Genomic DNA, 16,471 nt, shown 5'->3' with positions numbered 1-16,471 from the left:
AAAGAAAATAAATAAGCCAAATCATTAATATGACTTGACTTAGAGTAGAAAAAAAGAGGTCAAAGCCTCCATTTTTTGAAATCTTTAACCTCTTTTGCCTAAAGCAAAATTTTAATGTTTATGCTTCTTCTTAGATATCTTAAATTTATTCCAATTAAGCCCTCCATAAGTTAGCTTTATGCCAGCTGATAAAGTAATTGGCATAATAAAGATTAAAATAATTAAACCAACAATAACTGTCAGAGCAACCTCAATCAAGGTTGGGATACCTGAAGGAATCAACGCTGCAAAAGTACCACCCAAGATAATAGCTGCTGAAATAACAACTTTTCCGATAATACCAGACGCATGTAAAATTCTCTCACTAGGACTAGTTATACCTTCATTCTCAAGTTCACGATACCTCGTCATCAGGAAGATGCTGTAATCGACACCTAATGCAATCAGCATAATGAAACTAAAGAATGGCGTATTCCATGTCAACATGTTTCTGCCAAGCAAAGCTTTAACAATCCACTGGTTGATAGATAGTGAACATAAGTAAGCAATAAGTAAAGTTCCTAAAATGTAAATTGGTTGTAGTAGTGAACGAGTTACAAAGATTAGGGCAATACCAATACCAATTAACATAATAGCCGCAGTTCTAATAAAGTCACCACTAGCTATATTCTTAGTATCTTCAATCTTAGAACTTTGTCCACCCATGGCTACCTTAGCATTAGAAAGAGTGGTTCCTTGGAATGACTTTTTAGCCATAGCACTAAGTTCTTGCGATTTCTGAGTAGCTTCAGTAGCACTCGGGTTAGAATTAAAGACCACAACTATCATTGCAGATTTTTTATTTGGACTTAAATATGCCTTGATTGAATTCTGGAACATATCATTCTTAAGATATTCCTCAGGAATATAGAAAGTATTGGCAGCTGCAGAGGAACCTAAACCACGCAGGTAAGTTTCCCCTTGGCCTAATCCGTTATTAACATCATCAATTCCAGAAGTAATCTTAGGCGATTTCGTAGCTAACTTGCCAGCACCACTACTTAATTGACTGGTGCCAGAATCTAATTGACCAACACCGGTACTTAATGAACCTAATCCCGAGCTCAATTGACTTGAACCGGCAGCTAATTGACCAACAGCAGCTTGTAATCGTGCTGTTGAATCATTAGATGATTGAGCACTGCTCATTGCTGATTGCATTGCAGCATTTGCAGCTTGAATAGCGGCTCCCTTTTGCTGAGCATTTAAGCCAGAAAGCCCATTAATATTCTTAACTAAACTAGTGCTATAACTATTGCCTATTCTTGCCATAGCAGCAGATTGTGCGCCTGATTGGCTCGAAATTTGTGAACTTAATTCATTTAAACCATTAGTTAGTTTTTCACTACCACTTTGCAAGCGACCAACACCATCTTTAAGGGTACCAGTACCACCTTGTAGTTGGTCAGCTCCGCTTTGTAATTTGTTTGCGCCGGAAGTGACTTTTTTACTTCCTTTACTTAATTTACCTAAACCGGAACGGGCTTCATCAACTCCATCATTAACTGTTCCTAATTGGCTGTTAACATAAAGTGGACTAATTGCTTCTCCATAAGGTTGAGTAACTGAGGTAGCGAATGAAACGTCTTTAGAGGCTTGCAGTTTCTTGGTTACTTGATCAATCAACTTCAAGTTGGCTTCATTATCTAAACGGTGCTTACTCTTTATATAAAGGTATGATGGTTCAGCCATCCCTTTTGAGAAGTGCTTTTGTACTACCAAAAGACCGGCTTTAGCTGGAACATTATCAGCCACTTCATCAGTGTCATCATAATTTAAATGTCCCGAATACATTAAGCTAAATGGGGTTACAACTGCGGCTAAAACAAGTAAGAAAATAATTGGATGGGCTAAAGTACTCTTAGAAATACCATGCCATAACTTATCTTCACTCTCACCAGCAAACTTCTTAACCGGCCAGAACATTTTCTCACCGAGAACGGCCATAAAGAATGGGTTTAAAGTCAGAAGTACAACTAACAAAGTTGCAACACCTACAGCTACACCAACAGCTGATTGATAAACTGAGAATTTGGCCAGACTCAATGCAATAAAACCAATTAGGATTGTTGCACCAGAATAAAGAATAGTTTTACCGGCAACACGCAGGGAATCCTTCATTGCCTTATATCTGTCCATCCCTTTGCCTAAATTCTCTTTAAATTTATCATACAGCAAGATATTGTAATCTGTTCCTATACCAAACAGAACTATGATCATAAATACTTGTGTAAAGTTAGAAAATGGGAAGTTAAAGTGCTCAACTAAGTTGGTAACAATTGAGAAAGATGTAATGAAAGATACACCAACAGTAAGTAATGAAATTAACGGAACAATTGGTGATCTAAATACAATAATCAGGACAATAAAGATGAAAATAATTGTAATTATCTCAGTCTTCTTAATTCCTTCTTGGATTGAATTTGAAAATGCGTTCTGTAAAGCATCTGCACCTGTTACGTAAGTTCGGATACCTTCTGTTTTCGCAACCCTATTAATCTGGTTTTCAACTTCATTTATTGGCGCGTGACTCTTAGCAATATTTAATTGCATTATCCACGTTGTACCATCTTTAGATTGCAGTTTTTTCTTAGTAGCAATATTTTCATTAGGACTTAAAGCATCCTTAATGCCATACTGCTTCTTATGACTTTCTAAATAGTTAGCGGTATTATTAATCGCCGTCTTATCAGCTTCGCTTAGTTTACCGTGTTGTTTATTGAAAACGATCGCTACTTCATAGGTATTCTTTTTCTTTGAACCCCAATCATTTTGGATCGTTTGTGCAACTTCACTTTGAACATTACTTGGTAACGACACATTTGAGTGTTGGCGCGTTAACTGGGTAATATTAGGTAAAGCAACAACTGAAATAATTAAAATTAAAATCCATGCAATTAGTGAAAAGACGTGGTTTTTTAAATATTTTTGCACTATTTTATTCCTCCCTAATTTTGCAAAATAGTTGTTGGTTGTACAAGACGCAAAATCATCTCATGATAATTACTATTAGCTTCATCTTTACTTTCATTTGAAAAAAATGATGATTTATCCAAAAAGACATAGCCAAGGACAGCACCAATCAAAGCATGAAGTGAAATGGCATTATCTTTCTCTAGATTTAATTTCTCAGCTAAAGCAATGATATTAAGAATTTCACGATTGATCGCAGCATCTTTTGAATATTCATTTAAATGGTAAAGAATACTAGATAGGGCCGGATCATTTAAGACGAAATCCCTAATTATATCTGCAAACTTTAGTAATGCAGAATAACCAGAAAAACCAATCAAATTTTTAACTAATTTTTGTTCTAAAACTTTGATTCGATTAGCTCCTACCAAAGACAAGAGTTGCTTTCTTCCTGAAACATAATGATAAAGCGATTGGGATCGTACACCAAGAGCCTCAGCTAAAGCTGGCATTGTCGTCTCCGCCAATCCTTTATCTCGGATCAATTCAATAGTTTGATTGATTATCTTGTTTAAATCTAAAGTTCTTTTTTGTGTCATTTCTCACCTCTCCTTATCTTAGCATAGTAAACAATATAGCATTACACAGTGAAGAATACAATCTACAATTTGTAAATTAGAAAGAGGTCATTTTAATGATGTTTCTTTTGCCAAGTATCAATTGTCTTACCTAATTTGGCAAACTTATCATTACGATTACTCCACACGGTCATACAGTACGAATAACTCTTGCCTTGGACAATTGCCGCAGCTGAATTGTTATCACCGATTGCGTAAACACCACCTGAAATACCTTGTACTAGCTTTGGCTTAGTTTTAACAAGCCGCAAAGAATTCAAAACCATAGCAGCATATTGTCTATTAAGGCCTTTGCCTTGATAGATACCCGTCATGGCTTTAGCTAAATCATCGGCGGATGTTTTACCTGCTGGAGAAGTAAAGTTTTGTGAGATCGCTGTATCCGTTGCACCTAACTTTTGGGCAACCGAATTAACCTTACTTGGCTTTACTCTTCTAAGTAATGCGTTAGCCGCGGTTTTATCACCACGCATCATCGCACGCTTCAAATAAGCAATTCCGTATGCCATTCCGGTCTTTAACATCTTTTCACCTTTAACACGATCAGATTTTTTAACTTTAATTGCTGTTTTAGAAGTTAATTTACCTTTTTGTTCTTGGTGGTAGATTGCTGCAAGCAAGAATAACTTCATCGTGTCATCTACTCCATGAACTTTAGAACTGTTAGCAACCCGAGCGTATTTAGAAGATTTATTTAAATTTTGAACTGAAACTTGGTAACTGGCACTAGTTCCCATCACCTGTTTTATTTGTTTGGTTAAATCCTGCTGACTCCCTTTATCCACCTTAACGTGGTTAGTATACTCAACCGAATTAACCTTAGGTTCTTTGACTTTAGGAAGTTGCTTCTTATTTGTTTTCAATGTGCTACTAGTTTTAGGCCCAATTACCCGAATAGTAGAATTTTGCACCCTTTTTAAGCTAGCAGAATAAAGCATAAAAGAAAAAAGCGTTGCAATAAGTGAGCCAATAAGTACTTTGTTTTTCATAATCTATCCTCGAATTTAGAAGAAATGATGTCGTTTCATTAACACGATTAACCAAACCATCAGCAGTATGGTAAGAGCAATAATTACAATCCAATCAAAAGAACTGTGCCCCACTGGCAAGCTAACATTCATACCATAAAAGCCTGTTAAAATCGTTGGGATCGTTAAAACTAATGACCAAACAGTCAAGAATTTCATGGTATCGTTCAAATTATTATCCATCATATTATTTGAGGTCGCCGACAAAGTTTTAGTAACCTGATGAGAAATTTTAACCATTTCTGCGGATTGATTTGTTTCAATCAAAACGTCATCAAGTCGTTCTTTAGCCGCTTTAGTAAATTCTAATTTAGAGTGGTCCAAGCTGTGCAACATCATTAAGTCGGTTTGAATAGAGCTAGAAAGGTAAACTAGACTCTTTTCAATATTAGATAATTCAACTAAATCTTTGTTATCAATATCATCCGATAACTTTTGATCCAGACTATTACGTTCCACATCTAACTGGGTAATGGCACGTTGAAAATATTGCGACGAATAAAGTAAAAATTTCATGAGAAGCTCAGTTACATCCTTTGCTTCAGATAATTGTTCCCGCATATGTTCATCATTAAATTCATCAAGAACATAACTAGTTGCTTCAGTATGAAAAGTAAAAATATTTTCTCCCAAAACTAAAAGGGTAATTGGACGGGATGTAAAGTGTTTAATCGAATTTGTAGGCCAAATTGGCACATCATAAACAAGCAAATGAATATGAGTATGAATATCGTAATCATAGTGTGGACGTTCGTGTTGATCGGAAATATAGGAAATTATATCAGGGGTAAAATTAAATTCATCCTGTAACTTATCGCTATCCTCTTCACTTAAATTGCTAATATCGTACCATTTATACTTAGTTTCAACGGGGAAACTTTGCTGTCTGATCAATCAATCTCACCTCTAAATTTTTCATCTAATTAATCGTAACATTCATTTTTCAACTTTACTATCTTATCATTTAGTAGTTCAAAATGACGCAAGAAAAAAACAGGCTTTACGGCCTGTTTCCCTAAATAATATTTGTTACTTAGTTTTATTGCTTCCAAGCAGCATCAAATTTAGATTTACCTGCTTTGATAGCATTATTAACATTTTGTTTCTTTTGTGCTGCAGAGAGAATTGTTTGCATAACTGGATTCAATTGTTGGTAAGCCGCATTGGAGTTCTTAGCAACCGGAACACTATACAAATACTTCATGGCACTTTCAAGCTTAGCAGGAAGCTTCAAGTTCTTGTTAGACTTGTATGCACTTGATTTAACTACGCCTTCGTTAACTGGAATATAACCAGTTGCGTTAGCCCATTTAAGTTGACTAGATTTAGATACTAAGAACTTAATGTACTTAAATGCCGCAGCCTTTTGGTTAGCTGATGCATGCTTGAACATATAAATATCCGTGCCTTGTTGCATAGTATATTTGCCTGGACGTGGGGCTTCATCGTAAGTAAATTTCTTACCTACACCTTGTTTAACAAAGCCTTCGCCTGCAGATGTACCAATAAACATCGCAACCTTTTGGTTAGCAAAGGGACCGGATAAGTAATGCTCTGAACCAGCTACTCTAAAGTAACCCTTCTTAACACCATCAGCATAATAATTAATAAGCTTCTTTGATTGTGGACCAGTGAAATTGATCTTGTTTGAAAAGTCGGTTCCTTGGTTCTTCATCCCAAGAACATAATAGTTAGAAAGTGAGTCAAAGCCGGCACCAACAACCTTATGATTACTCTTCTTATAAATGGTTTCAGAATCTTGTTTTAACTCTTGCATAGTAGTAGGAGCTTTTTTAATGCCATATTTCTTAAACATGTCAGCATTATATGTTAAAGTTTCGATCGATTTATTAAATGGAATACCGTATTGGGTGCCCTTAATTTTAGCACCATCAAGTAGTTCCGTTCTAATATCAGAATTCTTAGCACTGCCCCAGCCGACATCCTTATTATTGATGTATGGTTTCAGGTCAACCAACATTTTATTTTGTGCAGCATTCCATAGCCAACCCGGGTAGGCTTGTGTAATAGTTGGCAAATTATTTGGTGATTGCAAAGTTGAATTGATCTTAGCCTGCAAATCATTATAAGCACCTTGGTTTTCAAGCTTAACACTAATCTTAGGATTCTTCTTTTCGAATTCTTTAGTCAATGTTTGCAAAGTAGATTGTTGAACACCAGTCATTCCATGCCAGAAGACAACGTTGGTCTTTTTGGTAACTTTCGATGGAATCTTTTCAGAACTTGACGAAGAATTGCCGCCTTTGGAACAAGCAGCAGTTCCCATCAAAGCTAAACCAGCAATAGCTGTAATAGCTAGCTTTTTACCGAACTTCATTTGGTATATCCTCCCAAAAATAAAACTAAACAACAAATTTTTGATTCACTAAAGCGTAATCGTTTGACCACGTTTAGGTAAAATCCGTTTACCATATGGGTTCTCTTCCAACTCCGGATGTAATGTGTGCACCGGTATTAAAATAGCTGGTTGAACCTCCGAAATAATCTCTTTCAGTTCTTTTTCATCTGCGTGACCAGAACAACGCAGGGCCTTATACTCAATACCATCCTTAGCAAATTGCTCTACAAAAGGCTTATATGCTGGATCAAAGTCTCCTAATGGTTCAGCATTAGAATGAATGTAAAGTCCGCCTTTTTGTAACCTATCAAAGTCACTGACAGCTTGCCAGAGGTATTTATGATCATCATCTAAAAGATCACTATAAGAAACTTCTAATTCTGGTTTAAGATCCGTAAACTTTTTGTCCCCTGGCAAATAGTAATATGGATAGTCTTTCTTGAAGCTTTCTTTGAGTAAATGCGCACGTTCAGCGTAAAGCACAACCTTACGCGGCGAATCTGCAATGATTCGTAAAAGGCGTTCCACATTAGTTGGGTAAGTATTAAAGGTAATTTGCCGGTTAGGATTCTCTTTTTGCAAATTAACGATATCCTCCGTTAATTCTTTCTCATTTTTAGGACCGGTAAACTCTTCACTATCTTTATCATTTTTTTCTTCTGGCCAAGAAACGCCAGTAGCTTCACTAATGAATAAATCACAGCCCTTAGAAGCAGTCAGATATTCATGTACCCAATCTGGGTGATAACCATGAAGGCGAATATCACCAGTGTAAGAAATTTTCTTATCTGGAGTAGTAATGATAAGACCAGTGGCACCATAAGCATCATGATCACTTGGCCAAATTTCTAATGTAATATCTCCCACATGAATCGGCTTTTTGTATTTTGCAGCAATAATTGACCGGGTATAGTTACTTTTGTGCCCAGCAGCCGGCAAAAGAAAGTCACCTTTTTCATTTAAAGCAGGAAGCATGTGTGCTGTGATCGAGCCCGCATACAGCGGTATTTCCGGTGCCAGTAAATTCATGGCTTTACTGTGATCTAAATGCAGGTGCGACATATAAGCCGCTGAATGCTCCCATCTATCTGTATCAATCTTCTTACCAGTAATCTTTGGGTCATAGAAATTAGGTACGTCACCAATCAATTTATTTTGAATTAAAGTTTGATAACTTTCATCGGGTAAATTAAGTTCTGGACGATATACCTCACCTAGATCAAATAATACGTGCGATTTACCATATGCGACTTCAATCATTGGCCCACCGATTGTGTTTAAGCCATTATAAAAAGTAACAGTTGTTTTATCCTTTAAGGTCATTGCGAACTACTCCTCGAATAATTTGTTTTCTAAAAATAAGGTACAAAATCAATATTGGCAAAACTGTTAAAGTAGCCGCTGCCAGTTGCAGTTGAGTTTCACTCCCAGCATCAGATGCAAAGGCCGATAACCCGTTGTTTAACAGGCGCATGCTGTCTTCATTAGTTACCAGTAATGGCCACAGAAATGAATTCCAGCCAGAAATGAAGCTAAGTAGTCCAACCGTAAACAAACCACCTTTAGACATTGGCACCAAAATTTTCCAGATATACTCCCAATCACTAGCTCCATCAATCATTGCAGCTTTATAAATAGTGCTAGAAATTGAACCAAAGTAACTTTGCAGGTAATACATGTAAAAGATTGAAGTTAGAAATGGTAAAACCAAGCCAATATACGTATTAAGCAATCCCATTCTGGCAATGGTGTTGTAATTGGTAAAGATAATTACTTCGCCTGGAACCATTAATAATGAAAGCAAAATAATTTGAATGAAACGTTTGCCTTTAAATTGCAGGTTGACCATCGCAAAGGCACCAAGTAACGAATTAAACAGACTAACAATAGTTGTAATACTTGCCGTTACAAAAGTATTAAAGAAGTAACGGGCAAAGGGAGCCTGCGCAAAAACCTTAGCGTAGTTGCCCCACTCAAAGTGCTTGGGAATAATTGTTGGCGGAATCGACGTGGTTTCTTGAAAACTCATTAACCCACCTAAAATCATATAAATGAAGGGAAAAACTGTGATTATTGCAAATATAACTAAAATAATGTAGCCCAATACGACACCCCAACGAATTCTCTTCATTTTAATTTTCTCCAATCTTCTTCATCATTTTACGTTGTAAAAAAGTAATGAACAGAATAATTAGGAACAACACGACCGTAGCAGCCATTGCCACACCAGGTGTTCCAACAATTTGGAATTTATTATAAATATAGAATACTGCCGTTGTTCCTGAATTCCCGACACCCGCTTGTCCATTGAACAGAGCATATACAGACGTATAAACCTTAAAGGCACCGATAATATTCATTGTTAATAGAAACGCAAGCGTTGGGATTAATTCAGGCATAGTGATTCGCCAAAATTTTTCTGCTCCACTGGCACCATACATATCAGCCACTGTATAAAAATTAGGATCAATATTCCTTAATGCACCCATCAAAATTACGATGTTAAATGCTAAAGAGGTCCAGATTCCAAAAATAATGATTGTAGTCAGTGACATCGATGGATCATCAATCCAAATTGGGGCGGGTAAATGTAGACAACGAAGTACGAAATTAAGTAAACCATAGTCCCCATTGAAGATATAACGGAACACGATTCCAATAGCAATCGTCGAAGTAACATAAGGCATAAAGAAGGTTGTTTCAAAAAAAGACTTATGTTTAACCTTACTAAAAATAATCCAAGCTAACAAAATCGAAATAGCCAAACCAATTGGTACAGAAATAAGTGCGTATAAAGCGGTATTTTTGATGGCTAACCAAAATTCTGGATCTTTAAATAAATATTGATAATTACTTAAACCAGACCAGGATAAATTGATCAATGAGCCACTTTGAAAACTCATCACAAAAGCCCGCAGAATTGGATAAATACTAAAGAAAGTTACAAAAATAATTGTTGGTGCTAAAAATAGCCAAGCCTTTTTTTGATTTGTCTTCATCAGTAAACACGCTCCCCGTCAGGTGTGAACAGGAAAATACGATCTAGACGCATTTTCAGCTTAATATCATCGCCGACTTTAATTGGGGCTTCTAAATCTACCAGTGAACGGGCCTGTTTACCATCATGTTCAAATTTCAAAATCCGTTCACGACCAATTAGTTCAATATCATCAACGTGAACTGGTAAGCCACCATTTTCATCCGGCAAAATATTTTCAGGACGAACCGAAAGTATATAATCACCATCTGGAATTTCACGTTTAAAACGATCCTGATCTAAATCATCAACATTAATTTCAAAATCTTTGGCCTTTATCTTGCCATCATCTTTTTTAACTTTAAAGTTATCAATAACTGGATTACCAACAAAGTTGGCAACAAAATAATTGTTAGGCTTCAAATAAAAATTCTGCCCAAGGTCATCCTGCTGAATAACCCCATCGTTAAAAAGAATGATTTTATCGCCAATTGATAAAGCTTCTTCTTGATCGTGTGTAACAAATAAAGTGGTGATACCAACTTCTTTAACAAGAGACCTAATTTCTTCACGGATCTTTAACCGTAAACGGGCATCCAAGTTACTTAGGGGCTCATCCATAAGTAAAATCTTTGGTTCCCCAACTAATGCACGCGCAATGGCTACACGTTGCTGTTGTCCACCGGAAAGGTTATGTGGCCTTTGATCAGCTAAATCACTAATTTGTGCTAATTTCATGTATTTTTCGGCGATTTTTTTTGCTTCGGCTTTCGGCTTCTTATTTTTACCGACAACTAGCGGAAACATAACATTTTGTAAGACTGACATATGCGGATATAAGGAATAATTTTGAAAAACGTATCCAATATGCCTATCCTTAGGAGCTGTCTTTACCACCGATTTGCCATCAAAAAGAATGTCTCCACTCGTTGGGCTAAGCAAACCAGCCAATATATTTAAAATGGTCGTTTTTCCGCACCCAGAAGGTCCGAGCAAACAAACCAAATCGCCTTTTTTTACTGAAAAACTAACGTCTTTAATAGCTTCATGACCGTTGTTATATACCTTTTTAAGGTTCTTTACTTCAACGAATTTATCATTACCCATACATTTACACACCACTATATCTTGTTATTAATTGTTAATTTCTTATTTAATTTTAAGATAAACCCTGAAAAAGCACAAATTTATTTCACCTAAAATTCGTAGTTTCCGTGAAACAAACTTCATTTTTACTTGATTTTTTACTTTTGTGGATAAAACATTAATTATTATATAATTTATGATTGAAATGTTCTTATTTACAAGATATAGTACTCAATTTATCTTGGAGGATACAAAAAGGCTACAGCTTTCGCGCTGTAGCCTTTTAAGTAATATTTATTTTATTATTAAAAAAATTATCCGAACATTGCCCAATAATATAGCCAATTAATAATTATAAATTGTCGCCACGTTCAAATTGATATTTAGAAGAATTAAGTGCTTGCCTTATTAAATCACTCATTAATGCCTTGGTCTTCTTAGTAATGACCCCAGCTGTTTGATCATTAGCGGTCGTCAAATATTTAACCAACTCTTCCTGATCCATATCTTCAGCCGCTTGGTCGGTCTTTTCAACCCGACCAATTCCATAACTCTGACAATCATCACGATAAGCATTAACTTGGTAAACATATTGGTGGAAACGCGGCTCAACTAATACTTGCAAAGTCTTATAAAGCCAATATGCACTGTTATCTGGATCAACAGTGTGTTCAGCAATCTTATAATTAAGTGGAGTATCTTCAATATTAGTATAGAAAGGAACATATGGAGAATATGCATAAAAACCCATATTTATCCATTGAATCGCGGCAAACCTAGCTGGAACATTATTCCTAATTTGCAAAATGCTGGATTCTTGGTTTCTATCCAAAGCAATAGAACGAAATTTCTTTTGATCCTTCTTATCTCCTGAAGAATAAGTATCCATTGGATCATAAGGCGTCCCGTTATAGTGACTGGTTAAAAACTTCTGTACATCCTCAATGCCGATCTTTCTTTCTGGCTTTCTAGTAAAAGGCATTTCTTGGCTAGTTGGATCCTGTTCAATACTTGGATTAAATAATTTTTGGCCATACCAAATTCTCGGCGTATTGTAAAAGGCATCCGCTTCATCCTGCGTACCAAAAATATTTCTAAAGTTAAAGGAACCATCATTACTATTGTTTAAATGATTCTTTTTAACAAAATCACGAATAGTGGAAGCAAACATAAAGTTATCTGGATCATCAAAATCAATCTTTTGAATCACCATAATATTAGGGCAAATTGCATACGAATCATCGGGTACTCGGGCAGCTACCCACTGGTGACCAGCACCTGTTTCAAAGTACCAAATTTCTTTGTTATCCGAAAAGGCAATTCCGTTAGTTTCACCGGTACCATATTTTTCAATCAATTGCCCCAGACGCTTTACACCCTCACGTGCCGTCTTAACGAATGGCAAAGTGATATATAACATCGCATCTTCATTAATACCTTTTTTAACCAAAGGATCATGTCCCAAACAGCGGGCATTGGTTGCTTCGGTTTCAGTGGCAGTCATTGCAACGTTGTATTCATTTATACCCTGCTCATCCCAACGGCCTTCGCTACTATCAGCTGTTGGGGCAGCTGTCCACTTGCAGCCGTCACCTTCAAGGTGCATTTTAAAACCGTTATACTTTGAAACATAATTCTCATCATAATGTTTAGCTTTATTCACTACAAAAAGCTTTTCATTTATGCCTGCGTACCCGTCTTCATCACGGGCAATCATGGTTGAACCATCAATACTGGCATCTTTACCAACTAACATCGCAGTACAATTATCTTTTTTCATATTGCTAACCTCTTTATTTTTTAATACCTAAAGTCATACACCCATTTTACTATTAACTCGCATTTGATGATCAACTTTCGCACGACCATTATGATAATTAAATACGTAACCTGGCTGAACGTTAAATAAATAAACATTAAAGTCCAAACTGCCATCACTTGATACAGCCTGTAAATTAATACCACGGGCCATCAGTTCATTTCCACGAAAAATTGGAGTCGCCTGATAAATGATCTTTTCATTATCCCGCAGTGCATCTCTAACCTGGCTTTCAAAAATTGTTTGTATTTTTTGGTTAGAGAAAGCGGATTGGGTAAATAAATTCTTAGGATTATTTTGGTCACCAGATAAATTATTCGGCTCATAATCCCCATCTTGATCAATCCCCGCGGAAACAGAGTAAGCAATAAGGTGTCCACGGTTATAAATTTGTTGCCCGTTACGGCGGTTATAATGCCATGCTGTAGGTTCAACAACCTGCCTTACACGCAGACTATCATTAGCTACGTTTCTTTTTTCTAAAAAAGCAGTATTAGAATGTGACGTCCTATTTAGATTATCCAAATTTGAATAAATTACCCGGTTAACCTTCCAAGCATGTTTAATCAGGGTAGATTTATCTTGATTAACAGTCACATAAGCCCCATCGCCACTCTTAAAATTTAGTTTTGCTAATTTATCATAATCAGATTTGGATAAACCACCATAAATTTTCTGAGCTGGTTTAGCACTTTTAAGGGTACTATTGTTATTCATAGTTGAAGTAGGCTTGCTAGAATCCTGATTTGCTATGTTAGAACCGTTGGGCTTACTACCAGCTTTGGTATAAAAGCCCCATACAATTATAATTGCAACTATTAAAACCGATAAAGGAGTAGTATTCCCATTTTTACGTTTTCGTCTGCGTCTACGAGCCATTGAATTATCCTCCTCATTAATACTGAATAAGTATAATCAATCGAACTTTTGTTTGCAATAAAATAAGAAAAAAGCAGAGGATATCCTCTACTTTTTTAACTTCTTGCCCAATCATCTAACATACTTAAAAAGAAACTTTCAGATAGGCGCTTAATCTTTGCACCCGTTTTTATTAAATCTCTAGCTTTATTCAGATCTGAATTATCTTTTCTAAAGAAATCATGGTCTCCCATAATTAAATAATTAGTATACGGAGTTACTTCTTTTTGATTTTCTCCACCTAAATTACTGACCATTTTCTTGGCTTCATCCGCATTCATGTGAATATTACCAGAAAAGACAATTTTTTTATTATTAATTGGATTACGGTAGCCAATTTGCCACGGCTCTAATTCATCCTCAACTAAATTTATATTCTTTACTTTACCTTGAGCTCTTTTCAGTAAAGCCGGTGTAAAATGTTCGCGAAAATCGTCGTACACTTTTTTAGTATCAATTGAGTCATCTAAACCGCGGTGTTGCTCGACTTTGGCAATATTTGCACGCTGCATGCAATCGATTAACCGGTTATGTCGCTCCCTAGGGTAATAAACTCGAGCTAACCGCAATACATCGACATAATCATTAGATAATTCTGGTAATTTAAATTTTTTCGTCAAATCATATAAAAAATTCAAATCAAAGTTAACATTATAGCCAACGATTACATCATCACCGATAAATTCACGAAAATCATGCATGGCTTCCTTAACCGGAATACCTTCATTAATAATTTTTTCTTCGGTGATTCCATTAAGCTTGGTAATAAATTTAGGCACCTTATTAGACTTCGAATAAATAAGCAGATTGGTATATTTATCAACAATTTCATTGTTTCTAACTTTAATTCCGCCAAGTTCGGTTACCCGATTACGGTATGTACTCAAACCAGTGGTCTCAATATCAAGCAAAGTGTAATCTTTTAAAAATTCCGGCCGTTCAATCCCTTTATGCCGCAACTTATCTTCTGCACCAGAAACATGCAGTGCACCATTTTTAACAATAATACTCATTTAAAACTCCTATTATTTTTGCGTAAGACCAGTTAACAAAGTATGTGGATCAGCATTAAAAGCCAAACTCTTTTTTTGCACATCAGCTGGTAAATCTTTTTGACTAAGATCTGCTGCAATATAATTCCAATTTGGGAATTTCTCTACTAAATGAACAATCGGATCAAGTAATTGCGGGCTAGTTAAATCAACCCCCAACTCTAAAACGACAACTTTTTTATCTTCATTGCCAGTTAAAAACCAGCGAAAGCGAGTATTAGCATCAGTATCTGGGAAGAAATTAGCATTAAGTGGCATATGTAATTCCATCTCACTATTACATACCTCACATCTAGGAACCATCTCTTCTGTTACTTGATTATCTTCAGCAGCTGAAACAAATTGACGCACGACCTCGCGGTCATCCTTATAGCCATGATTAATCCCACTAGAACACTGCATTTTGGTCCAATCACCAAAGGCATTAAAAATCCTATTTTCATTAAACCCAGCACTTTCAAAGAAATGACCAAAAGTAGAAGTAGCAATGAAATACTTTTTATTTTTAAGCAAAGTCTTTAAATTAAGCATGGTTGTGCTTGGTTCATAGTTTAATGAATATTCAGCAATTAACTTACTCCAAAATTCCCATTGCTCAGCCCAGGAAACAAATTTTTTATCTAAAGCATCCCCAATTGTGTGAACATCATACTTTTCAGCTATGGCTCCAAATTCATCATCAAAACCTTCTTCGCTTAGAATATCAAGGCCTTCTTCTTTTGCCATACCGTTACCAGCGGTGACAATTACTGCATCTGCACTTGCAATTAATTTTTTTGCTTGATCAAAGTTTGCCATTTATATCTCTTTTCTACTTTTTATAATAGCCAGTAAATGCAAGTTTCCCATCGTTGTATTCTCCTAAGAAAATATCACCAATGCTATTATACCCTGCTTTTTTTACTTCCTGTTTAAGCCAAGTTTCATTTCTATGAATCAAATCAAGGACATCTTGATTAACCTGACTAACCTGACCATCACTGATAATTGGAAAACGGATATTAGCCTCATCATTCTCAATTACGGTTAATTGTCCATTTTGTTCAAAAATACAATTCTTAACTTTCTCAACTGAATAAATTCCTTGGCTCCGCAGTTTAAACATTAACTCATTTGCAGAAATACCGGCTTTCATACAGTTAGCAACTTGTACTTCTCCATTTTTAATGACCTGAACTGGTTTACCATCAATTAAATTTCGAATCCAATTATTATGATCACGGGCAAATTTTAAAATGAAAACAACCAGTGTCCAAAGAACCAATACCAGTAAAAATTGCACAATTGTAATACTAGGATTATAAATCAAACCACCAATAATGCCACCGAGAACATAATTCTGCAGCTGATCCAACGCAGTAGTAGGGGTCAAATTACCTTTACCAAAAATATTAATTTGAAAAATCATAGTTAAAATGCCGAGGGCAAATTTAACAAAAAGTTGATTGTAATCCATGCCTATTCTCCTAGTTCTTTACGATTACACGGTGATCAATAACATGAGCTCTTTTTAAGGTATAACTATTGTTATCAGTATTTAAATTTAATTGATAATCTTCTTTGTTTGGTTTTATCCGCACAATAATGGGTCTATGATATTCCCTGTTGATAGTTTATATATGATAAGCTGTTAGCAGGGTTT

Annotated in this window: 14 protein-coding genes and 1 pseudogene; all 15 read right to left on the bottom strand. The window is 35.8% G+C overall.

The window, feature by feature from the left end:
- Nucleotides 1-111: 111 nt before the first annotated feature.
- Nucleotides 112-2,973: an MMPL family transporter gene (locus FC77_RS06000; protein WP_056970646.1), complete on the bottom strand. Its 2,862-nt coding sequence runs from the start codon at nt 2,971-2,973 to the stop codon at nt 112-114.
- 14 nt (nt 2,974-2,987) lie between these two features.
- Nucleotides 2,988-3,551, bottom strand: a complete 564-nt coding sequence (locus FC77_RS05995; RefSeq protein WP_056970644.1) for a TetR/AcrR family transcriptional regulator — start codon at nt 3,549-3,551, stop codon at nt 2,988-2,990.
- A gap of 92 nt (nt 3,552-3,643) precedes the next feature.
- Nucleotides 3,644-4,579 (bottom strand): serine hydrolase, encoded by a 936-nt coding sequence (locus FC77_RS05990; protein WP_056970642.1) that lies wholly within the window; start codon nt 4,577-4,579, stop codon nt 3,644-3,646.
- Nucleotides 4,580-4,594: 15 nt separating this feature from the next.
- Complete coding sequence (locus FC77_RS05985; RefSeq protein ID WP_054682047.1) at nt 4,595-5,512, bottom strand: magnesium transporter CorA family protein; 918 nt, start codon at nt 5,510-5,512, stop codon at nt 4,595-4,597.
- Nucleotides 5,513-5,657: 145 nt separating this feature from the next.
- The gene (locus tag FC77_RS05980; RefSeq protein ID WP_056970640.1) at nt 5,658-6,956 is read right to left on the bottom strand and encodes an extracellular solute-binding protein; all 1,299 of its coding nucleotides are present in this window, start codon (nt 6,954-6,956) and stop codon (nt 5,658-5,660) included.
- 48 nt (nt 6,957-7,004) lie between these two features.
- Nucleotides 7,005-8,300 carry an MBL fold metallo-hydrolase gene (locus FC77_RS05975; RefSeq protein ID WP_056970638.1) on the bottom strand — a complete coding sequence of 432 codons (1,296 nt, stop codon included), beginning with the start codon at nt 8,298-8,300 and terminating at the stop codon, nt 7,005-7,007.
- On the bottom strand, nt 8,284-9,108 hold the full coding sequence (locus FC77_RS05970; RefSeq protein WP_054682044.1) for a carbohydrate ABC transporter permease: 825 nt from the start codon (nt 9,106-9,108) through the stop codon (nt 8,284-8,286). Before FC77_RS05970 ends, FC77_RS05975 begins: the two co-directional genes overlap by 17 nt.
- 1 nt (nt 9,109) lies before the next feature.
- On the bottom strand, nt 9,110-9,976 hold the full coding sequence (locus tag FC77_RS05965; RefSeq protein WP_056970635.1) for a carbohydrate ABC transporter permease: 867 nt from the start codon (nt 9,974-9,976) through the stop codon (nt 9,110-9,112).
- Nucleotides 9,976-11,061, bottom strand: a complete 1,086-nt coding sequence (locus tag FC77_RS05960) for an ABC transporter ATP-binding protein (RefSeq protein ID WP_056970634.1) — start codon at nt 11,059-11,061, stop codon at nt 9,976-9,978. Before FC77_RS05960 ends, FC77_RS05965 begins: the two co-directional genes overlap by 1 nt.
- 331 nt (nt 11,062-11,392) lie before the next feature.
- Nucleotides 11,393-12,820 (bottom strand): C69 family dipeptidase, encoded by a 1,428-nt coding sequence (locus FC77_RS05955; protein ID WP_056970632.1) that lies wholly within the window; start codon nt 12,818-12,820, stop codon nt 11,393-11,395.
- Nucleotides 12,821-12,853: 33 nt separating this feature from the next.
- Nucleotides 12,854-13,738, bottom strand: coding sequence for a DNA/RNA non-specific endonuclease (locus tag FC77_RS05950; RefSeq protein WP_056970630.1), 885 nt, complete (start codon nt 13,736-13,738; stop codon nt 12,854-12,856).
- Nucleotides 13,739-13,833: 95 nt separating this feature from the next.
- Nucleotides 13,834-14,790: an exonuclease domain-containing protein gene (locus FC77_RS05945; RefSeq protein ID WP_056970629.1), complete on the bottom strand. Its 957-nt coding sequence runs from the start codon at nt 14,788-14,790 to the stop codon at nt 13,834-13,836.
- Between the two features lie 12 nt (nt 14,791-14,802).
- Nucleotides 14,803-15,627: an SIR2 family NAD-dependent protein deacylase gene (locus tag FC77_RS05940; protein ID WP_056970627.1), complete on the bottom strand. Its 825-nt coding sequence runs from the start codon at nt 15,625-15,627 to the stop codon at nt 14,803-14,805.
- A gap of 13 nt (nt 15,628-15,640) precedes the next feature.
- Nucleotides 15,641-16,285 carry a DUF421 domain-containing protein gene (locus FC77_RS05935; RefSeq protein ID WP_188864913.1) on the bottom strand — a complete coding sequence of 215 codons (645 nt, stop codon included), beginning with the start codon at nt 16,283-16,285 and terminating at the stop codon, nt 15,641-15,643.
- A gap of 10 nt (nt 16,286-16,295) precedes the next feature.
- A pseudogene (locus tag FC77_RS07905) lies at nt 16,296-16,415 on the bottom strand (DUF3290 family protein); the annotation flags it as partial.
- Between the last annotated feature and the right edge of the window lie 56 nt (nt 16,416-16,471).

It is taken from the genome of Lactobacillus acetotolerans DSM 20749 = JCM 3825, from assembly GCF_001436775.1.
Taxonomy (GTDB): Bacteria; Bacillota; Bacilli; order Lactobacillales; family Lactobacillaceae; genus Lactobacillus; species Lactobacillus acetotolerans.
Note: the sequence above shows the minus strand (reverse complement) of the source record. Positions and strands in the feature narration are given on the sequence as shown.